General features: G+C 68.6%; 21 protein-coding genes. 7 read left to right on the top strand and 14 right to left on the bottom strand.

Translation table 11 applies throughout. The features are described from left to right. Positions 1-7: 7 nt before the first annotated feature. The gene (gene trmD / locus V8J38_RS03115) at positions 8-733 is read left to right on the top strand and encodes a tRNA (guanosine(37)-N1)-methyltransferase TrmD (RefSeq protein WP_291778915.1); all 726 of its coding nucleotides are present in this window, start codon (positions 8-10) and stop codon (positions 731-733) included. 1 nt (position 734) lies between these two features. Next, the gene (rplS, locus tag V8J38_RS03110) at positions 735-1151 is read left to right on the top strand and encodes a 50S ribosomal protein L19 (RefSeq protein ID WP_291778912.1); all 417 of its coding nucleotides are present in this window, start codon (positions 735-737) and stop codon (positions 1149-1151) included. Positions 1152-1253: 102 nt separating this feature from the next. Here rplS and V8J38_RS03105 read toward each other — a convergent pair whose 3' ends face one another. The 5 genes from V8J38_RS03105 to V8J38_RS03085 all read right to left on the bottom strand — a co-directional run bounded on the left by V8J38_RS03105 (position 1254) and on the right by V8J38_RS03085 (position 4948). Then, on the bottom strand, positions 1254-1736 hold the full coding sequence (locus V8J38_RS03105; RefSeq protein WP_338577850.1) for a PA2169 family four-helix-bundle protein: 483 nt from the start codon (positions 1734-1736) through the stop codon (positions 1254-1256). 69 nt (positions 1737-1805) lie between these two features. Next, positions 1806-2648 (bottom strand): tryptophan 2,3-dioxygenase, encoded by an 843-nt coding sequence (locus V8J38_RS03100; protein ID WP_312219474.1) that lies wholly within the window; start codon positions 2646-2648, stop codon positions 1806-1808. A gap of 56 nt (positions 2649-2704) precedes the next feature. Then, complete coding sequence (locus V8J38_RS03095) at positions 2705-3235, bottom strand: CHAP domain-containing protein (RefSeq protein ID WP_046652349.1); 531 nt, start codon at positions 3233-3235, stop codon at positions 2705-2707. Between the two features lie 32 nt (positions 3236-3267). Further along, the gene (locus tag V8J38_RS03090) at positions 3268-4401 is read right to left on the bottom strand and encodes an acyltransferase (protein WP_338577849.1); all 1134 of its coding nucleotides are present in this window, start codon (positions 4399-4401) and stop codon (positions 3268-3270) included. Positions 4402-4483: 82 nt separating this feature from the next. Further along, on the bottom strand, positions 4484-4948 hold the full coding sequence (locus V8J38_RS03085; RefSeq protein ID WP_338577848.1) for a hypothetical protein: 465 nt from the start codon (positions 4946-4948) through the stop codon (positions 4484-4486). 96 nt (positions 4949-5044) lie between these two features. Here V8J38_RS03085 and V8J38_RS03080 point away from each other — a divergent pair, with 96 nt between their 5' ends. After that, positions 5045-6196 (top strand): DNA cytosine methyltransferase, encoded by a 1152-nt coding sequence (locus tag V8J38_RS03080; protein ID WP_338577847.1) that lies wholly within the window; start codon positions 5045-5047, stop codon positions 6194-6196. Between the two features lie 4 nt (positions 6197-6200). On the opposite strand, the gene V8J38_RS03075 is transcribed toward V8J38_RS03080, so the two are convergent. The 4 genes from V8J38_RS03075 to V8J38_RS03060 form a co-directional block, all read right to left on the bottom strand. Beyond that, positions 6201-6509: a hypothetical protein gene (locus V8J38_RS03075; RefSeq protein ID WP_291778884.1), complete on the bottom strand. Its 309-nt coding sequence runs from the start codon at positions 6507-6509 to the stop codon at positions 6201-6203. A gap of 8 nt (positions 6510-6517) precedes the next feature. Next, positions 6518-6877: a YdbL family protein gene (locus tag V8J38_RS03070; RefSeq protein WP_291778881.1), complete on the bottom strand. Its 360-nt coding sequence runs from the start codon at positions 6875-6877 to the stop codon at positions 6518-6520. 20 nt (positions 6878-6897) lie between these two features. Beyond that, positions 6898-7086, bottom strand: coding sequence for a YnbE family lipoprotein (locus V8J38_RS03065; protein ID WP_040346241.1), 189 nt, complete (start codon positions 7084-7086; stop codon positions 6898-6900). Positions 7087-7174: 88 nt separating this feature from the next. Continuing rightward, positions 7175-10285, bottom strand: a complete 3111-nt coding sequence (locus V8J38_RS03060; RefSeq protein ID WP_338577846.1) for an intermembrane phospholipid transport protein YdbH family protein — start codon at positions 10283-10285, stop codon at positions 7175-7177. Between the two features lie 430 nt (positions 10286-10715). On the opposite strand from V8J38_RS03060, the gene V8J38_RS03055 reads away from it, so the two are divergent. After that, the gene (locus tag V8J38_RS03055; RefSeq protein ID WP_338577845.1) at positions 10716-12068 is read left to right on the top strand and encodes a M23 family metallopeptidase; all 1353 of its coding nucleotides are present in this window, start codon (positions 10716-10718) and stop codon (positions 12066-12068) included. Positions 12069-12087: 19 nt separating this feature from the next. On the opposite strand, the gene V8J38_RS03050 is transcribed toward V8J38_RS03055, so the two are convergent. Together V8J38_RS03050 and V8J38_RS03045 are read right to left on the bottom strand one after the other, a co-directional pair. Continuing rightward, positions 12088-13734, bottom strand: a complete 1647-nt coding sequence (locus tag V8J38_RS03050) for a TadG family pilus assembly protein (protein ID WP_338577844.1) — start codon at positions 13732-13734, stop codon at positions 12088-12090. A gap of 1 nt (position 13735) precedes the next feature. Further along, positions 13736-14128: a TadE/TadG family type IV pilus assembly protein gene (locus tag V8J38_RS03045; protein WP_291778865.1), complete on the bottom strand. Its 393-nt coding sequence runs from the start codon at positions 14126-14128 to the stop codon at positions 13736-13738. A gap of 216 nt (positions 14129-14344) precedes the next feature. Between V8J38_RS03045 and V8J38_RS03040 the strand changes: the two genes are divergently transcribed. The 3 genes from V8J38_RS03040 (at position 14345) to V8J38_RS03030 (ending at position 20011) form a co-directional block, all read left to right on the top strand. After that, positions 14345-14560 carry a hypothetical protein gene (locus V8J38_RS03040; protein WP_338577842.1) on the top strand — a complete coding sequence of 72 codons (216 nt, stop codon included), beginning with the start codon at positions 14345-14347 and terminating at the stop codon, positions 14558-14560. Positions 14561-14727: 167 nt separating this feature from the next. Further along, on the top strand, positions 14728-17373 hold the full coding sequence (locus V8J38_RS03035) for a TonB-dependent receptor (RefSeq protein WP_338577841.1): 2646 nt from the start codon (positions 14728-14730) through the stop codon (positions 17371-17373). 28 nt (positions 17374-17401) lie between these two features. Then, positions 17402-20011: a M14 family zinc carboxypeptidase gene (locus V8J38_RS03030; protein ID WP_338577840.1), complete on the top strand. Its 2610-nt coding sequence runs from the start codon at positions 17402-17404 to the stop codon at positions 20009-20011. Between the two features lie 45 nt (positions 20012-20056). Here V8J38_RS03030 and V8J38_RS03025 read toward each other — a convergent pair whose 3' ends face one another. Genes V8J38_RS03025 through V8J38_RS03015 form a run of 3 tightly spaced genes read right to left on the bottom strand, consistent with a single transcriptional unit; the run spans position 20057 to position 23528 of the window. After that, the gene (locus tag V8J38_RS03025; RefSeq protein ID WP_338577839.1) at positions 20057-21505 is read right to left on the bottom strand and encodes an alginate export family protein; all 1449 of its coding nucleotides are present in this window, start codon (positions 21503-21505) and stop codon (positions 20057-20059) included. A 54-nt stretch (positions 21506-21559) separates the two neighbouring features. Continuing rightward, positions 21560-22189 carry a maleylacetoacetate isomerase gene (maiA, locus tag V8J38_RS03020; RefSeq protein WP_338577838.1) on the bottom strand — a complete coding sequence of 210 codons (630 nt, stop codon included), beginning with the start codon at positions 22187-22189 and terminating at the stop codon, positions 21560-21562. 4 nt (positions 22190-22193) lie between these two features. Beyond that, positions 22194-23528, bottom strand: a complete 1335-nt coding sequence (locus V8J38_RS03015; protein ID WP_312218848.1) for an aromatic acid/H+ symport family MFS transporter — start codon at positions 23526-23528, stop codon at positions 22194-22196. Between the last annotated feature and the right edge of the window lie 8 nt (positions 23529-23536).

Raw genomic sequence — 23536 nt, 5'->3', positions numbered from 1 at the left:
GGCCGCCATGCCCTTTACCGCCACCGTCCTGACCATGTTCCCCGAGGCCTTTCCCGGACCGCTGGGGGTGTCGCTGATCGGCACCGCCTGGCGCGAGAAGGGACTGTGGGATCTACAGACGCTGGACATTCGCGCGTTTTCCGAAGATAAGCGCGGCTTCCTGGACGACACCCCTGCGGGTGGCGGTCCCGGTCAGGTGCTTAAAGCGGACGTGGTGGCCAGGGCTCTCGACAGCCTGGAAGGCCCGCCCCGGCCGCTTTTGTACATGAGCGCACGCGGCAGGCCCCTGACGCAGGCGCGAGTGACGGAATGGGCCAAGGCCGACGGCATCGTCGTGCTGTGCGGCCGTTTCGAGGGGGTGGACCAGCGGGTGCTCGACGCCCGGGGGTTCGAGGAGGTCTCCGTCGGGGACGCGGTGCTCGCCGGCGGCGAGGCGGCGGCCATGGTGGCGATCGAGGCGTGCGTCCGGTTGGTTCCGGGGGTTCTGGGTGCGGCGGAAAGCCTGTCCACCGAGAGCTTCGAGGACGACCTGCTTGAGCATCCGCAGTACACTAGGCCGCGGACGTTCGAGGGCCACGACATCCCGGAAGTCCTGTTGTCAGGCGATCACAAAAAGATCGCCAGGTGGCGTCAGGAACAAAGGGAAAGAACGACGCGGGAGCGGCGCCCGGATCTCTGGGAGCGGCATCTCGCCAACTTACAGGTAAAGAGCAAACAAGCTCCGGAGAAATGACATGAACATCGTCCAGCAACTCGCTGCCGAAGAAAAAGCCCGCCTGCTCGAAGGCAAGACCATCCCCGACTTCCAGCCCGGCGACACCCTGCGTGTCCACGTGCGCATCAAGGAAGGCGAGCGCGAACGCATCCAGGCGTTCGAAGGCGTCTGCATCGCCCGTGACGGCGGCGGCGTGAACGAGACCTTCACGGTCCGCAAGATTTCGTTCGGTGAAGGCGTGGAGCGTCGCTTCCCGATCCTGTCGCCGAACGTCGACTCCATCGAAGTGAAGCGTCGCGGCGTCGTCCGTCGCGCCAAGCTGTATTACCTGCGCGACCGTCGCGGCAAGTCGGCCCGGATCGCCGAGCGCCAGACGGCCCGCAAGGTCGCCGTCCCGGCCACCGGCACGACCGAGAAGGCCGGCGACGAGGCCTGATTTCAGGCTTCGGCCTCGCGCTGAAGATCAAAAGCCCCGGTGGAAACGCCGGGGCTTTTTATTGTTCGCGAACGCCCCTCGCCCGTCGGGAGGAAGACGCGACTATTTCGGATACAGCGGATCATCCGCCTCGCGCCGGGCGTCGAGACCGCGCTTCAGCGCGCTCGTCTGATCGCGTCCCGCCCGAACCTCCCCGTAAGCGCGGCGAATGCTCTCCTTTGCCGTGGCCGACAGGGCGTCGTCCGCCAGCGCCCGCTCGAACCGCGCCTTCAACTGCTCCTCTCCGTTTTCGATCGTGTCGATCATGGAGACCTCGCTTCGCAGCAAGGCGTGGCTGACGTCCCTGAAGGCGCGCTGCGCCTTGGCCAGGATGGAGCGATCTTCCTCCGGCGACCCGCCGCGTTCGCGCACCGCAGCCTTGAACGCTTCGGCCAGACGACGCCGTTCGCCCGCCCGCGCCTCGAACCAGGTGCGATAGGCGTCGTCGGCCGTCTCCAGAGCGGCTTGGTGATAGCCGTCGGCGCTGTCGACCAGCCCCTCGACCAAACCGTTGAGGATCTTGATGTCGTGGCTGTTGCCGGCCATCGGAAACCTCCGTTGCTCTCCCAGAGGAAAACCCCTGCCAGCGGCGAAGGTTGCGCCTTGCGCCCCGCCCTAAAGCTTGGTGCGCAGGGACCAGAGCTCGGGGAAGCAGCGGCGCTTCAGCGTCTCGACCAGATAGCCCACGCCGTCGGTGCCGCCCGTGCCCTGACGCCGGCCGATAATGCGCTCGACCGTGACCACATGCTTGTGCCGCCATGTCAGCAGGGCGTCGTCCAGATCAACCAGCTTCTCGGCCAGCTGATACAGGGGCCACCAGCGCTCGGTGTCGCGATAGACCTCCAGCCAGGCGGCCTCGACGCCTTCATTCGCCTCATAGGACTGGCTGACGTCGCGGTTCAGCACCGCGTCAGGCACCGGCAGGCCCGCCTTGGCCAGTTGGCGCAGGGCGTCGTCATAGAGGCTGGGCGATTCCAGCGCCGCCTGCAGCGCCGCGTGGGCGGCCGGACGCTCGGCGTGGAAGCGCAGGAAGCGCGAGTCCTTCAGGCCCAGCATGGTCTCGAGGCGTCGGAACTGGTCGCTCTGGAAGCCCGAACTGGCGCCCAGATCGCCGCGGAACTTCAGGTAGTCGGCGGGCGTCATGGTGGCCAGGATGTCCCAGCTCTGGGTCATCACCGCCTGGATGCGGCTGACCCGCGCCAAGCTCTTGTAAGCGGGCACCAGATCGCCGGCCCGCACCAGCGTCTGCGCCAGCGCCACCTCATGCAGGATCTGCTTGAGCCACAGTTCCTTGGTCTGGTGGATGATGACGAACAGCATCTCGTCATGCTGGTCGGAGCGCGGCTTCTGGGCGGACAGGATGTCGTCGAGGGCCAGATAGCCGGCATAGGTCACGCCCTGCGGCTCATGCTTGGCCGTCTCGATCGCGTGTCCGCGAATGTCGTTTGCGTCGGTCATACGCCAGCTATCGCCCGATCAGCCGGGCGGGGCCAGACCCTTTTTGACTTGAGAAACTAGTTGGCGGCGCGGTCGTCAGCGACGGCGTTGGCGGCCATCTGGCGACCGTTGGCGAAGGCGTCACGGGCGTTGTTGTAGATGAAGCCGTAGGTCGGATAGACGGTGGTGCCCAGATCGTTGATCGGGTTGTACCAGACCTTCACCCGGCTCCAGTCGCCCGAGGATGAGACGTCGACGACGGTGACGTTCTCCTCGACCTTGCCGCGGCTGCCGCCCCAGTTGGCGTGGGTGACGCGGATCACGCGGTCGGTCAGGACATCGGAGACGACGGCGACGTGGCCGGCGCTCATTCGGCCGTGCGGCTGGAACACCAGCACCGAGCCGGTCTCAGGCGCGTCGCCGGTGCGGAACTTGCTGACGGCCTGACGCCACCAGGTCCAGGCGTCGCCGAAGATCTGAATGCCCGAGAACATGCGCGCGAAGGTCACGCACTGCCAGTAGGGGTCGCCGGCCTGGGCCGGGGTGGTGCTGAAGGCGAAAAATCCCAGGGTCGCCGCAAGGGCGGCGGCTGTGAGCCGTTTCATCATCTGGCGTGCTCCCGACTGAACGCGGACAAGCCTTAGACGATAGGGTCAGAATGTTGAAGAACTGTTTCCGACTGTTTCCCCGACTGATCCACAGATGATCGCCGCTTGGTCGCCCAGCCGCGCAGGAACGTACGGGCCGGACGCTCGATCAGTTGATGAACAATCGCGGCGGCGACAATCAAGCCTGCAATGATCGCCAGCCACAGTACGAGCGGAAGCTGCTTGTCCTCCGCCCCCGTCAGGCGCGCCGCGACATTGACCGCCAGAATCTGCCACGGGGCGCACAGCATATAGACCGCATAACTGATCTCGCCGAGATAGACTGCAGGGGCGGAACCCAGGACGCCCGCCCTGTCCGCCGGAATGCTGGCCAGGGCCAGGATCAGCAGGCCGCCAGCCAGGACGGTGATCCCGTCCCAGCTCATCAGGGCGGCGCTGAGCGCCATCACGACCGCCGCCGCCAGGGCCAGCAGGCCCGCGCGCGGCAGGGGCGCACGCCGGTAAACCAGGTAGAGGGCGCAGCCGTAGGCGAAGCAGGGCACGATCCGCAGCGCCCCCCACTTGAACGTCGCCTCCGTCAGGCGATAGCCCGCGACGCGTTCGAAGCCGACGTAGAGGGCGACCAGCAGCAAGGCCGCCGCGCCCGTCGCTAGCCAGGGTCGGTTCCGCAGCTTCCACGCTGCGGCGGCGAAGAGCGGGAAGGTCAGATAGGCGAACCACTCGGCCGAGATCGACCAGGACGGGTGGTTCCAACCCGCCTCGCCCGCGAAACCCCAGGCGTGAACCATCAGCAGATTGGGCAACAGCGTCTTCCAGCTGAGGATGCCGGAATCGATCGCCATCCCCGCCGCCGTCGCCGCCAGTCCCAGGGCCATGACGCCGAACAGGGTGAACAGGTGCAGCGGATAGACCCGCGCGATGCGCGCCCAGAGGAAGCCCTTATAGCCGAAGCGCTTCTCGCCGAACGCCTGGAGATAGACGTGACTGAGGATGAAGCCCGACAGGACGAAGAAGAGTTCGACCCCCAGATAGCCCTTAGCCGCCAGGGCGGGCATGCCGCCGACCGCCAGGTTGGGCCACATCAGATAGACCACGACCCACAGGGCCGCGAGGAACCTGAGCGAGGTCAGGGGACGAATGTCGATCGGCGTCGCTACGGGCGTCATGGGACCATCCTGGCCGGTGAACCGACCGGGGACAGCCCGGTCGCGCAACAGCGCTCAATGCAAGCCGGGCGCCAGCTTCGCCTTACTCTACGCGACCGCTCTCCCCGGCCCTCTCGATCGCCGCCGTGGCCGCGGCGCAGCCGGTCAGGGTCTCGTCGCCGATCTCGACCTTGGCGGTCAGGGGATAGGTGCGGTCGCTCATGCCGTCCGAGCAGTCCGTCGCCGTCAGGGTGACGGCCAGATCCGCGCCCGCCTCGGTCTTGGTCGTCCAGGTCGCGACGGTGCCCTGCAGAGCCGGGCCGGGGTTGGCGGCCTTCTGCTCGGGCCGGTCGACGCCGGAATAGGTCAGGCCCTGCGGCGTGATCTCCACGGCCCAGAAGGGCTCGGTTCCCAGCACCCGTAGCGGCTGATCCAGATCGACGCCGGCCAGGGCGCGCGGCTCGGCCTTGGCGGGCTCCGCCGCCTTTTCAGCAGGCGGCGAGCAGGCGGCCAGGGCCAGAGAAACGGCGAGAGAAACGGCGGCGGCGGAGAAGAGGGCGACGCGCATGGCGGTCCTTTCAGAAGGTTTCCGGCCAAAGTCCGGTTTTGCCTTCACCCCGTCAAGACAGGCGCCAAAGCGGCGCGCCTGGGTTAGTGTGTCCTCATGCCGATTCGCCCCGCCCCCGACGCTGACCTGACGGCCTGCGAGTTCTTCGCGGGCGGCGGCCTGGCGGGTCTGGGACTGAGCCTGGACGGTGCAGGCTTCCACACCGTTCTGGCCAATGACATCGACGCGGCCAAGGCCCGCGCCTTCCGCGCCAACCATCCCGATACGCCTCTGATCCACGACGACGTCTGGACCGTGACGCCGGATCAGATTCCCGGCGCGCCCGACCTGTGCTGGGCCTCATCGCCGTGCCAGGACGTGAGCCTGGCGGGCGCGCGAGGCGGTCTGAAGGCGCAACGCTCGGGCGCCTTCTGGGGCTTCTGGAAGCTGATGCAGGGGCTGGACGCCGAAGGCCGCGCCCCGCCCGTCATCGTGCTGGAGAACGTCGTCGGCCTGCTGACCTCGGGCGAGGGGCAGGATTTCGCCGCCGTGTGCGGGGCCATGGCTGAGGCCGGCTATACGGTCGGCGCCCTGGAGATCGACGCCGGACTGTGGCTGCCGCAGTCGCGCCCGCGCCTGTTCATCGTCGCCATGCGCGGCGTCGAGGGGCCGCGCCTGCCCGCCCCGACCCAGCCCTTCCACTCCTCGCGCCTGATCGCCGCCTGGGAGCGCCTGCCGGAGCCGGTTAAGACGAACTGGGCCTGGTGGCGGCTGGCCGTTCCGCCGCGCCGCAACCTCGACCTGGCGACCGTGCTGGAAAGCGACGCGCCCTGCTTCGCCCCAGCGGAGACACAAGCCTTGCTGGCCATGCTGTCGCCGCTGCACCGCGCCCGATTGGAGGCGATCCAGGCCTCAGGCGAGCGGCGCGTCGGCGCGGCTTTCCGCCGGGTGCGGGTCAAGAACGGCCAGAAGCTGCAACGGCTGGAGATACGCTTCGACGGACTGGCGGGCTGCCTGCGCACGCCGTCCGGCGGGTCGTCGCGCCAGTATGTCGTGATCGTCGAGGGCGGACGCATCGCCATGCGCCGCCTGACCGGACGCGAGGCCGCGCGGCTGATGGGGGTGAGCGACGCCTATCGCCTGCCCGCCAGCGAAAGCGCGTCGCTGAAGCTGATGGGCGACGCTGTGGCCGTGCCTGTGGTCGAGGCCCTGACGCGCGGCCTGTTCCTTCCCGCCCTGACCGGACGCCAGGCCGAAGCCGCCGCCTGAAACCTCAATAGTAGAGCTCGTCGTCCTTGCGGTCCTCGGCGCTTTCGATGCCGGGATCGAGGTGGTTGTCCACCCGATCGTCCCAGCCCTCGCGATCGGACCGGAAGGCCAGGGCCATCAGCCCCCAAGCCAGGCCGACCGTGCCGAGCACGCCCAGCCCCATGGCGATCCAGCCATGCAGGCTCATCTCGCCTCCGCCGATGAGACGCCAATAGGCCGCCAGCCCCAGGGTGCTGACGGCCGATATGGCGACGGCGAGAACCAGCGACCGCAGAAGCCGGACCAGTCGCCCGCCTCTGGAGGTCTTCGTCATGGCTCAGCTCAGCGCTGGACCCACTGGCCCTGGGCGTTCTTGTACCACTGGCCCGAGCTGATGCGCGGCAGCAGCTGGGTCTCGAACATCCGGGCGCCCGCCACCTCGGCCGAGGTGCCGGCGTCGGAGGCGCTGCGGGCGTAGGCCTGGCGGCGACCGGCGTTGGTCGCGCTGATGGCGGCCTGGGTAGGGCCGTCGACCGAGGTGCGCACGCCGACGTAACCGTCGGCCTGCTCGCCGGCCGCGCCGGCGGCCTTGGCCTGATCGACCAGGGCCTTCTGCGAGGCGGTCTGCGCCACGGCGGCGCCGGCGGCGACGCCCAGAGCAGCGACAGCGGCCACGGCGACGAAGAGTTTGCGGTAAGTCATGTCTAAAGCCCCCTTTCGTATCAGAACAGGTTGGGGTTTTCGCGGAGCAGGTTCTGCAGTTCCTGGTCCAGCTTGATGCGGATGTCGGCGTCGAGCTTGGCATAGATCTGCAGCGGCTCGCTGAACTTGATGTTCACCGTAGGCGCGCATGCGGCCAGGCTGACGGCGCCGAGGCCGAGCATGGCGACGATCTGACGCTTGCTGATCATGAGGCCGATCTCCGAAGGCGGCGTTGGAAGTCACCGCCACTAAACGCTGCGGCGTGTGAATGGGTTCTGAACAAAGCGCAGCCGTGACTCAAGGCGCTTCATCCGTCGTCAGCACGGGCGTCTCCCCCCGACGCGCATATTCCAGCAGGTCGGAAATGATCTGGTTGGCGTTCCAGGTCGTGTCCAGCGTCAGGTCGATCGGCGTGTCCGACGGCAGGTTCAGCTTCTTATTGAGGAAGTCGCGCCGGATCAGCTCCATGAAGGTCAGGCGAAGCTGCTCGCGTTCAGGCGGATCGTGGCGGCCGTTGATGCGGAACCGGACGCCCAGGCGCCCCTCATCCAGGCTGTTGACCTCGGCGGTCAGGTCGCTGATCGCTAGGTCCTGCATGGCCTGATAGGCCAGGTCCTGCATGGTGTTGGGCGGAACCCCGGCCTCGCCCCCGCCGCCTGCGGCCAGATCGTCGAACACCTCGGGCTGGATCGACAGACGGCCGGGCCGCACCCCGTTCAGCACCCCGCCGACGATGCGCCAGCCGTCCTTGGGGTCATAGGTGAAGGGCAGTCGCCCCGACACCACGGCGTCGAACTCGGCCTTGTCCTGAAGATTGGCGCTCTTCAGCAGTTCGTTCAGTTGCACGCCCTCGACCACGACCACGCCGCCCCAGCCCTCGCCCGGCGTCAGCGGCAGCGACAGGGGCTCGACGCTGATGCGCCCGCCCGCCGCCTGGATCTGACCGCCGCCGATGGTCAGGGCCTTTTCGTCCAGACCGAAGGAGAGCTGAAGATCGGTCAGCGGCGTCACCGTCTGCACCCGGTCGGCCGTCAGCGTCTGGTTCGGCGCGGTGATCAGCGGCGTCAGGCTGGTGAACTCCACCCGCCCCTTCAGCCCCTGGACCTTGCCCGCCGGACTGGTGAAATCCAGATCGGGCACAGTCAGGACGCCTGAACTGGTCGCGCTCTCGGCCGTCCAGTCGAAACGCCCCTCGAACCCGGCCGAGCCCTCGACCGGCGACTTCACATAGTCGGCGACGAGCGGGCTGAGGTCGTCGGGCTGCAGCCCATGCTCGGTGAAGGTCAGATTGGGCGCCGAGATCACCGCCCCGCCCGCCTCGGCCCTCACGTCGTGACGCACGTCGACCCGCCCGACGGCGTGGTCCAGGCGGCTGAGGTCAAAGGCGGCCGTCCAGACGTCATCCGCCAGTTGCGCCTCGCCCTTAGCCTGAAGCGGCAGGAAGCGGACCGGATCGGCCCTATCCGCGACCTGGGCCTTGGCGACCCCGACGCGCATCGACACCCCTTTTGGCCCGCCGTCGACCGTCAGTTCGCCCTCCGCGTCGGAGAGGCCCGCCTCGAAGACAGGCACGGAGGCCGCCACGTCGACCAGCCGCGTCCGAGCGCGCCAGAGGCCGTTCTGAACCACGACCAGCGGGTTCGATGTCGGACACGCCCGGCCGGTCACGGCCTCAACCGAGTTCTCGCCCAGGTCCAGCTTGCGCACCGTCAAGGGAATGCAGTCGTCCGTCGTATAGGTCAGCCGTCCGCCCGTGGAGACCAGTTCACCCCGGGTGCTGAAGGCGATGTCGCGCGCAGGCCCGAAATCCAGAGCCGCCTCCCCCTTCAGCGTCGCGGCGAATCCGCCTGGCGTCATCCGCCACTGCACGCCGTCGAAGCGCGCTTCCGGCAAGCCGCCGCCGCGTCTGGACGCCACGCTGAAGGCGCCCTGCGCTGCGCCGCCCGCCCTCATGGACAGCGCCGGCGCCCTCGCCGAGGACAACTGCAGCTCGCCGCCGTTGGCCGGGCGGGCGGTCAGCGGCCGCAGCAGGACAAGCTCCACCCCGGCGTTGTCGCTGACCAGCCGCACCTGGGGCGCATCCAGTGCGAAGGCCCCCAGCGCCCGCTTCAACTCGGCGAGTTCGGGAATGTCGTCGGCCTGAGGCGCGCCGAGCACTGGCGCCGAAACACGATCCGCCGCCAGGGCTCCGGCGGCGCTGATCCGCGTGATGGAATCCCGCACCAGATCGACGTCCAGACGCCCGCCCGCGCCATCCAGCGTCACATCGCCCGTCGTTAGGCGCCGAACGGTCAGGGTCGCCGGCCCCTGGACCTCGAAGGCTTCTCCCTTGCCGCCGGCCTCCAGGGCGGTCGAGACGAGGACCGCCTGGGTCAAACGGGTCTCGCCGAACCGGCCCGACGCCGCCGTCAGCCGCAGGGGCGAAGCCGCCCGCCACTTCATCTCCTCGGCTTCCGTCCCGCCTGAGGTCGACAGGACGAAGCGGCCGAGATCCAGCGCCGCCTGACGAATTTCCATTCCCTCGCCCTGGAGGCGGTCCGCCGTCGCCGTCCCCTTCGCCTCGCCCTTGAGGCTGTAGGCGTTGAGCCAGCCCTCGACCGCCCCGGCGAACTCAATCGTCGCGACCGCCTGGCGCGCCGTCGTCCCGGCGCCGGCCAGTTCATCCGCCGTGAGTCGCGCGTTGAGGCCGACCCGACCGTCGCCGCGCCGGGTCTTCATGTCCGGGTAGGGCAGGTCGCCGCTGAGACTCAGCGCCGCCCCCTGGCCGCCGACGCCCGCCACGGCGAAGCGCTCGGCCTGGGCGTCCAGCTTCACCGTCGTACGGTCGCCCGCGGTCGTCACATCGATCACGCCGGCCAGGCCGCGCGCCTCGGTCTCGCCGCTCTTGAGCGAGGCGGCCGGCATCCGTCCCGACAGCCGCATCAGCTTGCCGTCGTCGATCCGGGCGTCCGCCAGCAGACGCAGCGGGCCGTATTCGGTGTCGAGCCGCGCCTGGCCGCCTTCAACGATGACCAGGGGCGCGCGGGAATCCGGCCTGGGCGGCTTGCCGGTGAATTCCTCGACCAGGGGATCGAGACTGCCCAGCGACAGCTTCCCGTCCTTCCACGCCGCTCGAACGATCGGACGGACCAGGCGGATGCGGCTGGGCGTCACCCCCAGTCCGGCCTTCGACCACGGCAGGCCCACGGCGTAGTCGACCTCGACCCGCTCGACCTTGAAGTCGGGGTTCTCTGGATCGCCGATGGAGACCTTGCCGACAAAGCCGTTGAGCTCCAGCCGCTCGACCTCGACGTCGGCGTCGATGCCCTTGCGATCCAGCCAGCCGACCAGCAGCTCGCGCGCCGCCGCCCGCCGGTTCAGATAAAGCGTCGCCGCCAGCACCAGCAGCAACGCCAGAACGATCAGCAACGTCCTGGCCAGCCGTCGTCGCGGCCTTCCCTTTCCGGACGGCGCGCCAGGGGACTGGGCGGATCCGGCGTCGGACCCTGAAGTGGCTATGTCGTCGGTCAAGGGGAGCGGCGTTCAACTTAACAGGAAGGGGAACAACGCCACAGAATGCGCGACAACAACAGTCGTTGCAGAATGAGCACTGCGACGTGACACCTGCGCCACTACCAGCCGACCTCGACTACAAGAAGGCGAAGTTTGGCAAGAGACTCACGCAGAACGGTAAATTACTGCAGATCATCGCGGCCATGTTAACCAATCGTAACATTCCATCTTCCCAAGATGGGACGTGCGGGCTATACGGCTCGCTTCGCGTTCGCCGGGCGACCGGCAAGCGCGTCGAGATTCGACTGTTTTGGCGCGGAACGCGTCGCCGACTTGCCGGGGACCCATGGCTCAGTTCGATCCTCGCCGCCAGCCTGTCCGGCTCGCGCCGCACCTGCTGACGACCTGCGCCGCCGTGGGCATCGCCCTGTTCGCCGGTCGTGGGTATGAACAGGTCAAGGCCGAGGAAGTTCCGGCCCTGACGGCGGAGCAGATCGAATCCCTGGAGGCCCAGGCCTACGCCGCCGCCGCCGCGCCGGCCGGCATGACCACGCCCGAAGCCATCCCCGTCCAGATTCGCCGCGGCGAAACCTTTGAGCAGGCCGTGCGCCGCACCGGCATCGGCGCCGACGAGGCCAAGGCCGTGGCCGCCACCGTCGCCAGCGCCTTCGACCTCAAGGATCTGCGCGCGGGCCTGCGTTTCGAGACCGCCGTGTCCAAGCCGCGCGGCGGCCTGGGCGACGCCCGCCTGATCGGCCTGACCATGCGCACCGGTCCGGCCAGCCAACTGACCGTATCGCGCAGTTTCGACGGCGCGCTGCGCCTGCGCTCGCTGGACGAGAAGATCGCCCAGGAAACCGTCGTCGCCAACGACAAGGTGCAGCGCTCCCTGTCGGCCAGCGCCCGCGAACTGGGCGCCACCTCGGCCGTGGTGCGTCGCGCCAGCCAGCTGTTCGCCCACAAGTTCGACATGCAGCGCGACGTGCGCGCCTCGGACGAATTCACCCTGGTGTTCGATCGCATGGTCACGGAATCGGGCCGCACCGTCGAAACCGGCGAACTGCTCTACGCCGAGTTGAAGGGTCACGCCTTCTATCGCTTCCAGCCCGCCGGCTCGAAGACGGCCCAGTATTTCGACGCCACGGGCAAGAACACGCGCACCGCCATGATGCGCACGCCGCTGCAGAACTTCCGCCGCGTCAGCTCCAATTTCGGCGTTCGCACCCATCCCATCTCCGGCTATCGCAAGATGCACCAGGGGATGGACTTCGCCGCCTCCACCGGCACGCCCGTGGTGGCGCCCGCCGACGGCGTGGTGGTCGAGGCCCGGCGCTGGGGCGGCTACGGCAACTGGCTGCGCATTCGCCACGCCAACGGCCTGGAAAGCGGCTACGGCCACCTGTCGCGCTACGCCTCGGGGATGCGCGCCGGCCAGCGCGTGACCCAGGGCCAGGTCGTGGCCTATGTCGGTTCGACCGGCGCCTCGACCGGTCCGCACCTGCACTATGAGATCTGGCGCAACGGCCAGCGGATCAATCCCTCGGGTATCAAGACCCAGGAAGGCACCGTCCTGGCCGGCGCCGACCTCAACGCCTTCCGCGCCGAGAAGGCCCGCATCGATCGCATCATCGCCGCCGGCGGCCAGCGTCGCCCGGTGGTCCAGCAGGCCTCGACCGGCCTGCGTCCCGCCGAAGGCTGATCGCACTCTCTTCGATCGCTCAGCCGACCAGTTGCGGAACACCGCCCTGGTTGGGGCAGCGCACGCCGTGCACCCACACATCCGCCTCTCCCAGCCGGACGCCGAGCAGTTCCAGCAGAGGCTGAACCACGCCGTCCAGCACCGGCCCGAGCGGCGTCAGCACGCCCGCCAGCAACTGGGTGACGAGGTGCAGGGGTATCCCCAGGGCCGTCAGCCGCGTGTCCCGCAGCAGGGTGACGATCAGGCCGTTCACGAAGCCCTTGGCGCGGACGCTCTTGGGCTGGCTCGACCCGATCTCGCTTCCCGTGAAGCGCAGCTCGCTCCAATCCAGATCCGCCACCTGGATGTCCGCGACGCCCTCCACCGTGATCAGCAATACCGACACCAGCCTGGCCGGGCTGACCTTGAGCTCGGACTTGAAGTCCCGCAGGCGTTTGGGATCGATCTGGCCCAGGCGCACGCGCGCCACGCCGGGCCGCGCCTCGATCAGAACGCGCGGCGTTCCCTCGCACTCGATCGCCTTGAGCCGAGCCTCGGCGCTGGCCGCTTCGATCAGGATGGGGACCTTCACCTGCGCCAGCAGCCCCACGAGCGGAACCTTGTCCAAGGCCGTCGCCTCAAGATAGAGGCGCGTCTGCACCGTGCGGATGATCGGCTCGCCGGTGCCGGTCACCGTCAGCCAGGGCGCGCGATTGGGACGTTCGCCGATCGCCAGCATGACGTCGAGGTCCGCCAGTCCGGCGCGCGCCCCCACATCCAGGGCCAGCTGACGATCCTGATTGGCGGTCTGCAGCGTCGCCATCAGCAGGTCCATGGCCGAGACCTGGGCGTCCAGCCCTCGCCGCAAGCCGCCGCGGGCATCCGCATCCACGCCGATCAACTCCTCGAGCTTGACCACGGCGTTCACCGGCAGGCGGGTCAGCTTGCTCAGAGCGCTGTCTGCGCCCGACCCGGCGACGGCCTCCAGCGCCCTCAGCACCTGGCCCGTCTGGGCTTCATGCGCCAGCAAGGCGTCATAATCTCCCGCCGTCACCCCCAGCTCGGCCGCCAGGGCGTCCGAGAACTGCAGCAGGTTGACCTGGGCGTCGGCCAGGGCGCGATAGTCCATCACCGTCAGGGACACCTTGCTCCCCAGCAGGCCGGACAGCAGGGCGTTCGCCAATCCGCCGTCCAGCCCCGCCAGGCGCGAACCGATGGAGAAGACGGCGCTGGGCGGACCGCCGGGCAGCGCCGCCGTGGCCGATTTCGACACCGTCACGCTGTCTCGCCTCAGTATCCAGCGGCCGAAATAGAGGGGCGCCGGGGCGCTCAAGGTCACGCGGGCGGCGTTGGGTCTGGACCCGCCGTCGGCGAAACGCGCCGGCGGCTTCAACCGGGGGTCTGGCGTATAGACGCCCCGCTGGATCCGCGCTCCGGCCAGATCGATCAGATTGTCCCTGGCCGTCGCGTGAGCGGCGGCCTCGGTCCGTTCGGGCGGATCGGACAAGGTTTGAGCGGCGGCCAGCGCCGACAGGTCCGCCGCCCCCTGGACTTCGCGTCCCTTCAGAACCATGGAGCCCACATCGACCGCCAGGGCCGCCAGGACGCAGATCAGGGCGCCGAAGACGGCGGCCATGACCGCAACCCCGCCCCGGTCATCGCTGGAAAGGCGGCGACGCCGGCCCATCTCACGCCTCCTCCAAGCGGATGACCGCGGTGCGGCGAATGATGCGAGGCGGCGGCACGGTCAGCGGCGACAGGGCCATCAACGGATGTCCGCCCGCGTCATAGGCCACCTCGACCCGGAAACGCCCCGGCTCGGCGCGCACCGCCACGACCGCGTCGGCGGCCTTGAGCCCGAGGTCCTTCAACTGGGTCTCCACGACTTCGCGCGCCAGTTGTTCGCGCTCGACGGCGTCCAGCCCGGCGATCGCGGCGCGTGCGCCCTCGGACACGGCCGCCTGGACCGAATGCGCCATCCAGAACCAGCCGCCGTAGACGATCATTCCCGCCAGCAGCAGAAAGAACACCGGCCCGACGATGGCGAACTCCACCGCCGCCGCCCCTTGCCGCTTCGCCATCCCGATACGCCGTTCATCTCGCATCATCGCACCTCGTGACACGAGCACGATCAGCTCCACAACTTAAAGGAGAATGTAGGCGCGTGATGAACGCTTCGACTCCGTCCCTCGGGCCGCATCGCAAACCGTCAGCCGCATCAGGAGGCTTCTCGACCTTGCTCCCTCGTCGGGAACCATTTCCCGCCTCACTCTGAGTGATCACGACAGGAGAGAGACATGCGCGACAGACAGCAATCCAAAGGACGGGAGCGCAACGCCGCCATTCCAGGCGGGAAGCCTGACGCCGACACGCCCGGCGAAGCGGTGCGCCGGGTCGGGCGCGAGTCTCAACGTCGCGCCGGACCGGACGGTCCTGACGCGCGGGAGATCGGGGACAACTTCAAGAAGCAGGGCGGCGGCGACGACCCTCGCCCCAAACCGAGCAAAGGATAGGTGCTCGCCGCGTCCAGGGCGCAGGACGGAAGCGTTTAACGACCGCAGCGCCGGTGTCACCGGCTACCGTTTCTCGCCATACGGATAGAATTTCTAAGTTATGAAAGCCAGCTTGGCATGCCTTATTGCGCGCCCAATTGTGACACTTATTGCGGTGCAGCATCCTCATGATCAGGCCCTCCCTGACCGTTCTCGCCTTTCTTTCGGCCGCAGGCGCGTGCGGCGCCGCACAAGCCCGAAGCGATGAAAATCTAACGGACCAGGCCCAGGTTGCGGCGGCTCATTCGGTCGCGGACGTCGTGGTGACCGGGTCCAACATCCGCCGCGCCAACACCGAAGGCTTCAACCCGGTCCAGGTGATCGGGCGCGAGGAGCTGGAAAGCTCGGGCAAGTCGACGACGGCGGACCTGCTGCGCTCGATCTCGGCCAATACCGGAAACGGCTCGAACGAGACGCAGAACAGCGGCTGGTCGTCAGGCGCGGCGGGCATCGGCCTGCGCGGTCTGTCGCAGAAGAACACCCTGGTGCTGCTGAACGGGCGCCGCGTGGCCAACTACGGCTTCCCCGGCGGCGGCCTGTCGGACACCTTCGTCAATCTGAACGCCCTGCCGATGGTGGCGACCCAGCGGCTGGAGGTGCTGAAGGACGGCGCCTCGGCCGTCTATGGCTCGGACGCGGTGGCGGGCGTCACCAACATCATCACCCGCCAGAATTTCCAGGGTCTGGAGTTCGGCGCCAGCTACGGCCTCGCCGATCAGGGCGGGCTGGAGACCTCCACCGCCAAACTGGTCGCCGGGCATGGCGACCTGGAGACGGACGGCTACAACATCCTGCTGTCGCTGGAAGCCTACACCCGCAATCGGCTGGATCAGGACCAGCGCGACCTGACCAAGTCGGGCATCTATGACGACCTGCCCGGCGGCCGCTGGAACGGCTGGTCGGCCAAGGGCGCGCGCTTCCTGGTCGACGGCCGGTCCGTGCCCTTCCTCAACGCCCAGGGCCAGTGCCCCGAGGGCATGGTGCTGACCGCCAGCGCCCCGATCGACGGCCTGTCCGGCGACACCTGCGCCATCAACCTGGCGCCGCACACGACGCTGATCCCTTCGACCGACCGCTATCAGGCCTATCTGTTCGGAACCAAGCGCCTGACGCCGCAGATCGAGGCCTTTGGCGAGGTGCTCTATTCCTATGTCGAGGGGGCGTCCCTGTTCGGCTCCAGCCCCTTCTTCACGCTGGAAGGGGGGCGGTTCGCACTGAACGCCGAGACCGGGCTGGCCGAGCCGGTGTCAAACCTGCTGCCCGCCAATAATCCCTACAATCCCTACGGCGTCGCCACGCCGATCGAATACACCTTCTTCGACCTGGGCCGGACGCTGAAGACCAATGAGTCCAAGTCCTATCGCGCCCTGGCCGGGGTGCGCGGGCGCCATGACCGCTTCGACTGGGAGGCCGCCGTCTTCGCCTCGGGCAGCGACGAGCGCGAGACGGTGTCGGGCGGTTTCGCTCATCGCTGGAACCTGGCCGACGCCCTGGCCAACGGCACGCTGAACCTGCACGAGCCGGGCGCCACGCCGCAGGCCGTGCTGGACGGCATCCGCCTGTCGACCCTGCGTCCGGCGGAGTCGCGCCTCTATGGGGCCGACTTCAAGATTTCCGGCGAGCTGTTCAACCTGCCCGCCGGTCAGATCGGCTATGCCGCCGGGGTCGAGTTCCGGCACGAGAGCCTGGTCTCAAGCAATCCGTGGCAGATCGACGCCGGGCTGCAGATCCGCCCAGCCATCGCCGCCGTGGACGGCGAGCGCGACGTCTGGGCCGCCTATGCCGAATTCAACATCCCCGTCCTGAGCAATCTGGACATCCAGGTCGCGGCGCGAGCGGATGAATACAGCGACTTCGGCAGCGCCTTCTCGCCCAAGGCGGGCGTGCGGTGGAAGCCGCTGGAGTGGCTGGCGCTGCGGGCCTCGGCCTCACGCGGTTTCCGGGCGCCGTCGCTGTCGGAGAACTCGGCCTCGACCATGATCTCCTACGGCTCGGTCATCGACCCCTATGATCCCGACCTGCCCAACTCGCGCCAGAGCCCGACCTTCTTCACCGTCGGCAACACCGATCTGGAGCCGGAAAAGACCCGTTCCTACAATCTGGGCGTCGTCTTCACACCGACGCGCGACACGGCGCTGAGCATCGACTGGTATCAGATCAAGCTCGACAACCTGATCGGCACGGGCAACACCACCGCCATCGTCCAGGGCAACGACCCCGCCGACGTCGTCCGCGACGAACGTGGCAAGCTGCAGGCCGTCTACAACCGCTACCGCAACCTGACGGCGCTGGAGACGTCGGGCATCGACGTGGACTTCAGCCAGCGCTGGCGCACAGACGGTTGGGGGACCTTCACCGCCTCCAGCGCCTATACCCACCTGCTGGAATACAAGCGGCCGAACGCGGCGGGCGGGCCGCTGCTGGACTACGCCGGGTCGAACCGGGGCGCGACCCTGCCGGCGCACAAGGCGACGACGCGCCTGGCCTGGAACCGCGACGTCTTCGACGCCAACCTGACCTGGTACTACACCTCGGGTTATGATCAGGTGCCGGAAGTCGGGGGACAATCGCGCGTGGACGCCTATCACCAGTTCGATCTGTATGCGGCGTGGTCCGGGCTGGAGCGCGTGACGCTCTACGCCAAGATCGAGAACCTGCTGGACGAAGCGCCGCCGCACGACGCCTCCTTCCCCGGCGTGCGCGCGCCCTACGACTTCGGCCAGTACGATCTGCGCGGGCGCTACTTCCGCGTCGGCTTCGACGTCCGCTTCTGATCCCTTTTTCGCATCGAGACCTGACACCATGAGCGTTCAACACGCCCGTTCATCCCTCCGTCGCATCCTGACCGGCGGCGCGGCGGCGGCGATCCTGCTGGGCGGCGTCGCCCTGGCGGCGCCCGCTCCGGCCCTGGCCCAGAGCGCCTATTTCTTCCCTCAGGCGCCGGCGGGCGATTTCGACCCAGCCATCCCGACGCCGGAAGCCTTCCTCGGCTATCCGATCGGCACGCACTACACCCGCCACGACCGCATCGTGGACTACCTGCGCGAACTGGCACGCCTGTCGGATCGGGTGACGGTCGAGGAAATCGGCCGCAGCTATGAACAGCGGCCCCTGCTGTCCGTGGTCATCACCTCGAGCGCCAATCAGGGCCGGATCGACCAGATTCAGCGCGCCCATATCGCGGCGGGTGATCCCGGCGGTCCGGCGGCGGGGGCCGACGCCCCGGTCGTCGTCGGCCTGTTCTACAGCGTCCACGGCAATGAGACCTCCAGCGGCGAGGCGGCCCTGCTGACCGCCTACTACCTCGCCGCCGGGCGCTCGCCCGAGGTGCTGGACTGGCTGGACAAGGCCGTGATCGTCATCGATCCGGCCCAGAACCCCGACGGCCGCGACCGCGCCGCCAACTGGCACAACGCCTGGAAGAACCAGCCCGCCGTCTCGGATCCACAGGACAAGGAACACGTCGAGGCCTGGCCCGCCGGCCGCACCAACCACTATTTCACCGACCTGAACCGCGACTGGCTGGCGGTGACTCAGGCTGAGACGCGCGCCAAGCTGGAGGCCTTCCACCGCTGGCGGCCCAACATCCAGATCGACTTCCACGAGATGGGCGCGGGCAGCACCTATTATTTCGAGCCCTCGCCCGCCAGCATGGAAAGCCCGCTGCTGCCGCGCGCCAGCTATGAGTGGAACGTGACGCTGGCCAAGTATCACGCCCAGGCGCTGGATAGCCTCGGCTCGCTCTATTACACGCGCGAGGTTTTCGACAACTTCTCGCCGGTCTACGGCTCGACCTATCCCGACTTCCACGGCGGGGTCGGGGTGACGGTCGAACAGGCCAGCTCGCGCGGCCTGGTGCAGGACACGGCCAACGGCCCGCTGACCTTCCCCTTCACCATCCGCAACCAGACCAATGTCGGCCTGGCCACCATCCGCGGCGCCGTCGCCGAGCGCGCCGGGCTGCAGGCCTTCCAGCGCGACTTCTTCCGCTCGGCCGTCGAGCAGGGACGGCGCCATTCCAGCCAGGCCTTCGTCTTCGGCGACGCGACCGATCCCGGCCTGACGCGCCAGACGCTGGACCTGCTGCTGGCCCACCACATCCAGGTCCACCCGCTGACCGAGCGGGTGACGCAGAACGGCCGCGCCTATGAGCCGGGCAGCGCCTATGTCGTGCCCTCGGCCCAGCCGCAGTTCCGACTGGTGCATTCCATCTTCGACCGGACGCCGCCGGCCAAGGGCAGCGTCTACGGCAGCACCTCCTATTCGGTCGCCCTCGCCTATGGGCTGAAGAGCGACGGCCTGCGCCGCGTCCCCGCCCACGGGTCCGCCGTGACCGAGGCCCCCGTCGCAACCGGCGGCGTCAGCGGGCCGCAGGACGCCTACGCCTATGTCGTCGACTGGCGCGATCTGAACACCCCGCGCGTTCTGGCGGCCCTGCTGCGTCAGGACGTGCGCGTCCGCGCGGCGTTCGAGCCGCTGACCGCGCGGACTGCGGCGGGCGACAGCGCCTTCGGGCGCGGCTCCCTCGTCGTGACCGCGGCGGGACAATCGCTGGACGCCGCCGCCCTGCGCGCCGCCGTCGACACGGCCGCACGCGAGGCGGGCGTGGTCGCCCACGCCGTCTCGACCGGCCAGAGCGTCGCGGGCGTCGATCTAGGCAGCGACAACGTGAAGGTCGTGCGCGCGCCGCGCATCGCCCTGGTCATGGGCGAGGGCGTCAACGCCACCGAAATCGGCTCGACCTGGTTCGCCCTCAGCGAGCGGCTGAACTACCCGGCGACGCGGCTGGACCCGTCCCAGTTGGGCCGCGTGCCGCTGGGAAGCTATGACAGCATCGTCCTGTCCGGAGGGCGCTACGACAACCTGGGCCAGCCGACGGTGGACGCGCTGAAGGCCTGGGTGCGGGCGGGCGGGTCCCTGGTGGTGTTCGGCAACGCCGCGCGCTGGGCCGCCGCCAACGGACTGGCCCCGCAGGCCGCCTCAGAAAACGAGAAGAAGGCCGAGGTCGAGCGCCGCGACTACGCCGACCGCGGCGCCATCCAGGGCGAACAACGGACGGCGGGCAACGCCCTGTCGGCCGACGCCGACATCAGCCACCCGCTGGCCTTCGGCCTGTCGCGCCGCGACCTGTTCGTGAACAAGGAGACGGACGTCGTTCTGGCCCCCGTGGTCGATCCCTTCGCCAACGTCGTGCGGATCGAGACCGACCCGCAGGTCAACGGCTACCTGCCCGAAGCCCTGCGCGCCCGCTCGGCCGGTTCGGTCTGGGCTCAGGTGAACCCGGTCGGCGCGGGCAACGTCGTCCTGTTCGCCGACGACCCGGCCCATCGCAAATACTGGCTGGGCACGGAGCGTCTGCTGATCAACGCCCTGTTCCTGTCGAACCACCTCTCCTCGCCTTCGCGACGTTAGGCCGGGTTCGACAGGAGGCTGTCCGCCTTCAGGTTCTGATCCCGCTCAGAACCTGAAGGTCAGGAAGGTCCCCAAGTAGGACTGGTTCTCGGCGGTCCCGGTTTCCTTCAGGAAGTCGCCGGCCTTGGTGTAGTTGGCCACGCCCATCAGCGAGACATAGGGCGTCAGGGCGTAGCGGGCGAAGACGCCCGTGCGCCAGCCGACATAGGACGACTGTCCTTCATCCGCCCCGCGCAGCACCAGACCCGACAGGGCGTAGAGACCGTCGTCCTTGCTCTGGCGCCACAGACCGGCCGTGTTGGCGCCGAGCGTCAGCTTGGGCGACGGACGCACCGTCACCTCAGGCTGCAGCAGGATCAGGTTGGCGAAGCCCAGATCGGTGCGCAGGGCGGCCGGCTGCGGGAACAGAGGGTTGAAGCTGTTCAGCTTGCCGTCGTTCGGGTTCTTGTCGCCCGAACCGACGTCCAAGCGCACGGCCACGCGCGGCGACCACTTCACATCCGTGAAGGTGCGGCCGCCGACGGCCGAGATGTACCAGGCGTCGATGTCGAGGTCGCGGAACGAGCCCCACTGTTTGACCGCCTCGACCTCATAGTCCCAGGGCGCGACCTTGCCCGACAGGCGCACCGACAGGGTGTCGCGGTCGTCGCGGCCGGGAAGCTGACCATCGAACGGCGTCGTCAGGCGATCGGTGTTGGCGTAGAGCAGCTCCAGCTTCGGCGCCGTCGCCCCCTGCCCCAGCGTCTTCGCGGCCGTCGCGCCATACAGGCGATAGTCGAAATTGGTGGCGTCGTCCCACGAGGCCTTGCCCTCGCGCAGCGCATAGCCGGCGAAGGCGCCGCCGCTCCAGCCGGTCGGGCTGTCGTACATGACCCGGACCATGTCCAGGGCCGCCCGGGCGTTGGCGCCCTCGCGCATGTCGAACAGGCGGAAGCCGCCCTGGCCGAACTCCTGACGGCCGGCGCGGACGCGCAAGCTTCCGCCGCCCAGACCCGTCTTCGCCTCGATGAAGGCCTGATGCAGGTCGGTGCGGTTCTCCTCGATCACCGGCTCGCCGCTGGCCAGACCCGAGGTGCGGGCGTCCTGCACGTCGACGAAGGCGCGCAGCGAAGAGCCCAGGTTCAGCTCGCCCCACAGGCGGGCGCGGGTCTGGAAATCGCCGCCGGTGTCCTGCGGACCGCGGCCGAAGCGTTCGTTGTCGCGATGCTCGGCGCGGAAGCGCAGTTCGCCGCCGAAGCTGGCCCAGACGGGGCTGTCCTCCCCGCCGACCGGGACATATTTGAACCTCGACCACGTCGAGGTGCGCTTCGCCGGGTCGGCCAGGTAGGCGTAATTCTCGTCGTGGTTGATCAGCTTGAACGGCGGCGGCGCGACCGGAGCAGCAGGCGCCGCAGCAGGCGCGGGGGCCGGCGCGGTCTGGATCGGCGCCTCGGTGTCGGCGGGCATGGGGGCGTGCGAAAGCAATGCGGCGGCGGCCGCAGCGGCGATGGTCATGGTTTCCTCCGGGAAAGGGCGCGGTTGTCTCCGCGCTCGGTTCGATTGGGATGATTATTCGGCGTCGGGCTGCTGGCCGGGCGCGGCGTTCTGGAAGGCGGGCAGTTCAAGGCAGGCCGCCTCAAGCGCCAGCAGGCGCGGCCAGCGCAGTTCGACGCCGAAGCGGCGAGCGTTGCCCAGCTGCGGCACGATGCACAGGTCGGCCAGGCTTGGGGCGTCGCCGAAGGCGAAGGGACCCGGCTGATCCGCCAGCAGTCGGTCGACGGCGTCGAGACCTTCCTCGATCGTGGTCGAGGCCCAGGCCTGGACCAGCTCTTCACCCAAGCCCAGTTCGCGCAGGCGTTGCAGCACCTTGAGATTCTGCACCGGGTGGATGTCGCAGGCGACCGCCTGGGCCACGGCCCGGACCTTGGCCTTCAGCACCGGCTCAGCGGGCAGAAGGGCCGGCTCGGGCGCGAGCTCGTCCAGGTATTCGATGATGGCCAGGGACTGGGTCAGGACCGCGCCGTCGTCGGTGACGAGCGACGGCAGCAACCCTTGCGGATTGAGCGCCAGGTACGCCGGCGCCCGCTGCTCGCCCTTGCGCAGGTGGTGGGCGACCTGCACGGCCTCCAACCCCTTGAGGCCGAGAGCGATACGAACGCGCCAGGAGGCCGTGGAGCGGAAATAGCCGTGCAGGATCATGGGGTCAGACTCCGGCCCGACGGCGCACGCCGCCGAGGGTGAAGACGGCGATCGAGGCGATCGCGGCGGGGATGACGGCCAGCAGGATCAGCGACTGCGGCGTCCAGCCGGCGGCCAGCAGCACGCCGCCGACCAGCGGGCCGACGATGGCGCCGATGCGGCCGACGCCCAGGGCCCAGCCCACGCCCGTGGCGCGGATGGCCGTCGGGTAGACCGCCGCCGTCAGAGCGTTGCAGCCGATCTGGGCGCCGACGACGCCGAAGCCGGACAGGGCCGCGCCGACCAGCAGGACCGGCAGATTGGTGCCGCCGAAAGCCAGCAGGGCGATGAAGGCGGCCGAGGCGGCGTAGGCCGCGCCCAGGACGACATAGGGACTGATCCTGTCGATCATCCGACCCAGGACGATGGCGCCGACGACGCCGCCGAGGTTCAGGATCGAGGTGGACAGGATGGCCATGCTAAGCGGCAGGCCCGCTCCCTTCAGCAGGGTCGGCAGCCAGTTCACCAGGAAGTACATGACCAGCAGGTTCATGAAGAAGGCGACCCACAGCAGCAGGGTCACGGGCGTGCGGCCCTCGCGGAACAGCTGGAAGACCGAGAAGCCCTTGGCCGCCGAAGACTGTTCATGCTTCAGGCCGGCGATGAATTCGTCGACCGAAGCGCTGGCGTCGATCTTCTTCACGATGGGCGCGATCCTGTGCTCCGGCGCACCCTTGGCGACCAGGAAGCGCACCGATTCCGGCAGCATGAAGTAGAGAACCGGCAGCAGCAGAAGCGGCAGGACGCCGCCGACGACGAAGACCGAGTGCCAGTCCCAGGTCGCGATCAGCCAGGTCGAAACCAGGCCGCCGATGGTCGATCCCAGCGGGAAGCCGCAGAACATGACCGTCACCAGGGTCGCGCGCAGTCGCGCCGGGCCGTATTCACTGGTCAGGGCGATGATGTTGGGCATGGCGGCGCCCAGGCCGACCCCGGTGATGAAGCGGTAGATCAACAACTCGTTCATCGAGGTCGAGAACGCCGTCAGCAGGGCGAACAGGCCGAAGATCAGGGTCGAGATCAGGATGACCGTCTTGCGGCCGAACTTGTCCGCCGCTGGGCTCAGGGTGAAGGCGCCGACCGTCAGGCCCAGAAGGCCAATGGCGAAGATCGGGCCGAACGCCGACGGGGCCAGGCCCCAGTCCTCGGCGATCTTGGGCGCGACGAAGGCGATCGACTGGGTGTCGAAGCCGTCGAGCATGGCGATGATGAAGCACAGCGCCGTGACGCCGAACTGCAGCGGGCCGAATCTGGCCCGGTCGATGACGGCGTTGCCGCCTCCTTCGCCCATGGCTGCCATATGTGTAG

The sequence above is a fragment of the Brevundimonas olei genome (genome assembly GCF_037055245.1).
GTDB classification, from domain to species: Bacteria; Pseudomonadota; Alphaproteobacteria; order Caulobacterales; family Caulobacteraceae; genus Brevundimonas; species Brevundimonas olei.
The sequence above is the reverse complement of the archived record's forward strand: the minus strand, read 5'-3'. Positions and strand labels throughout refer to the sequence as shown.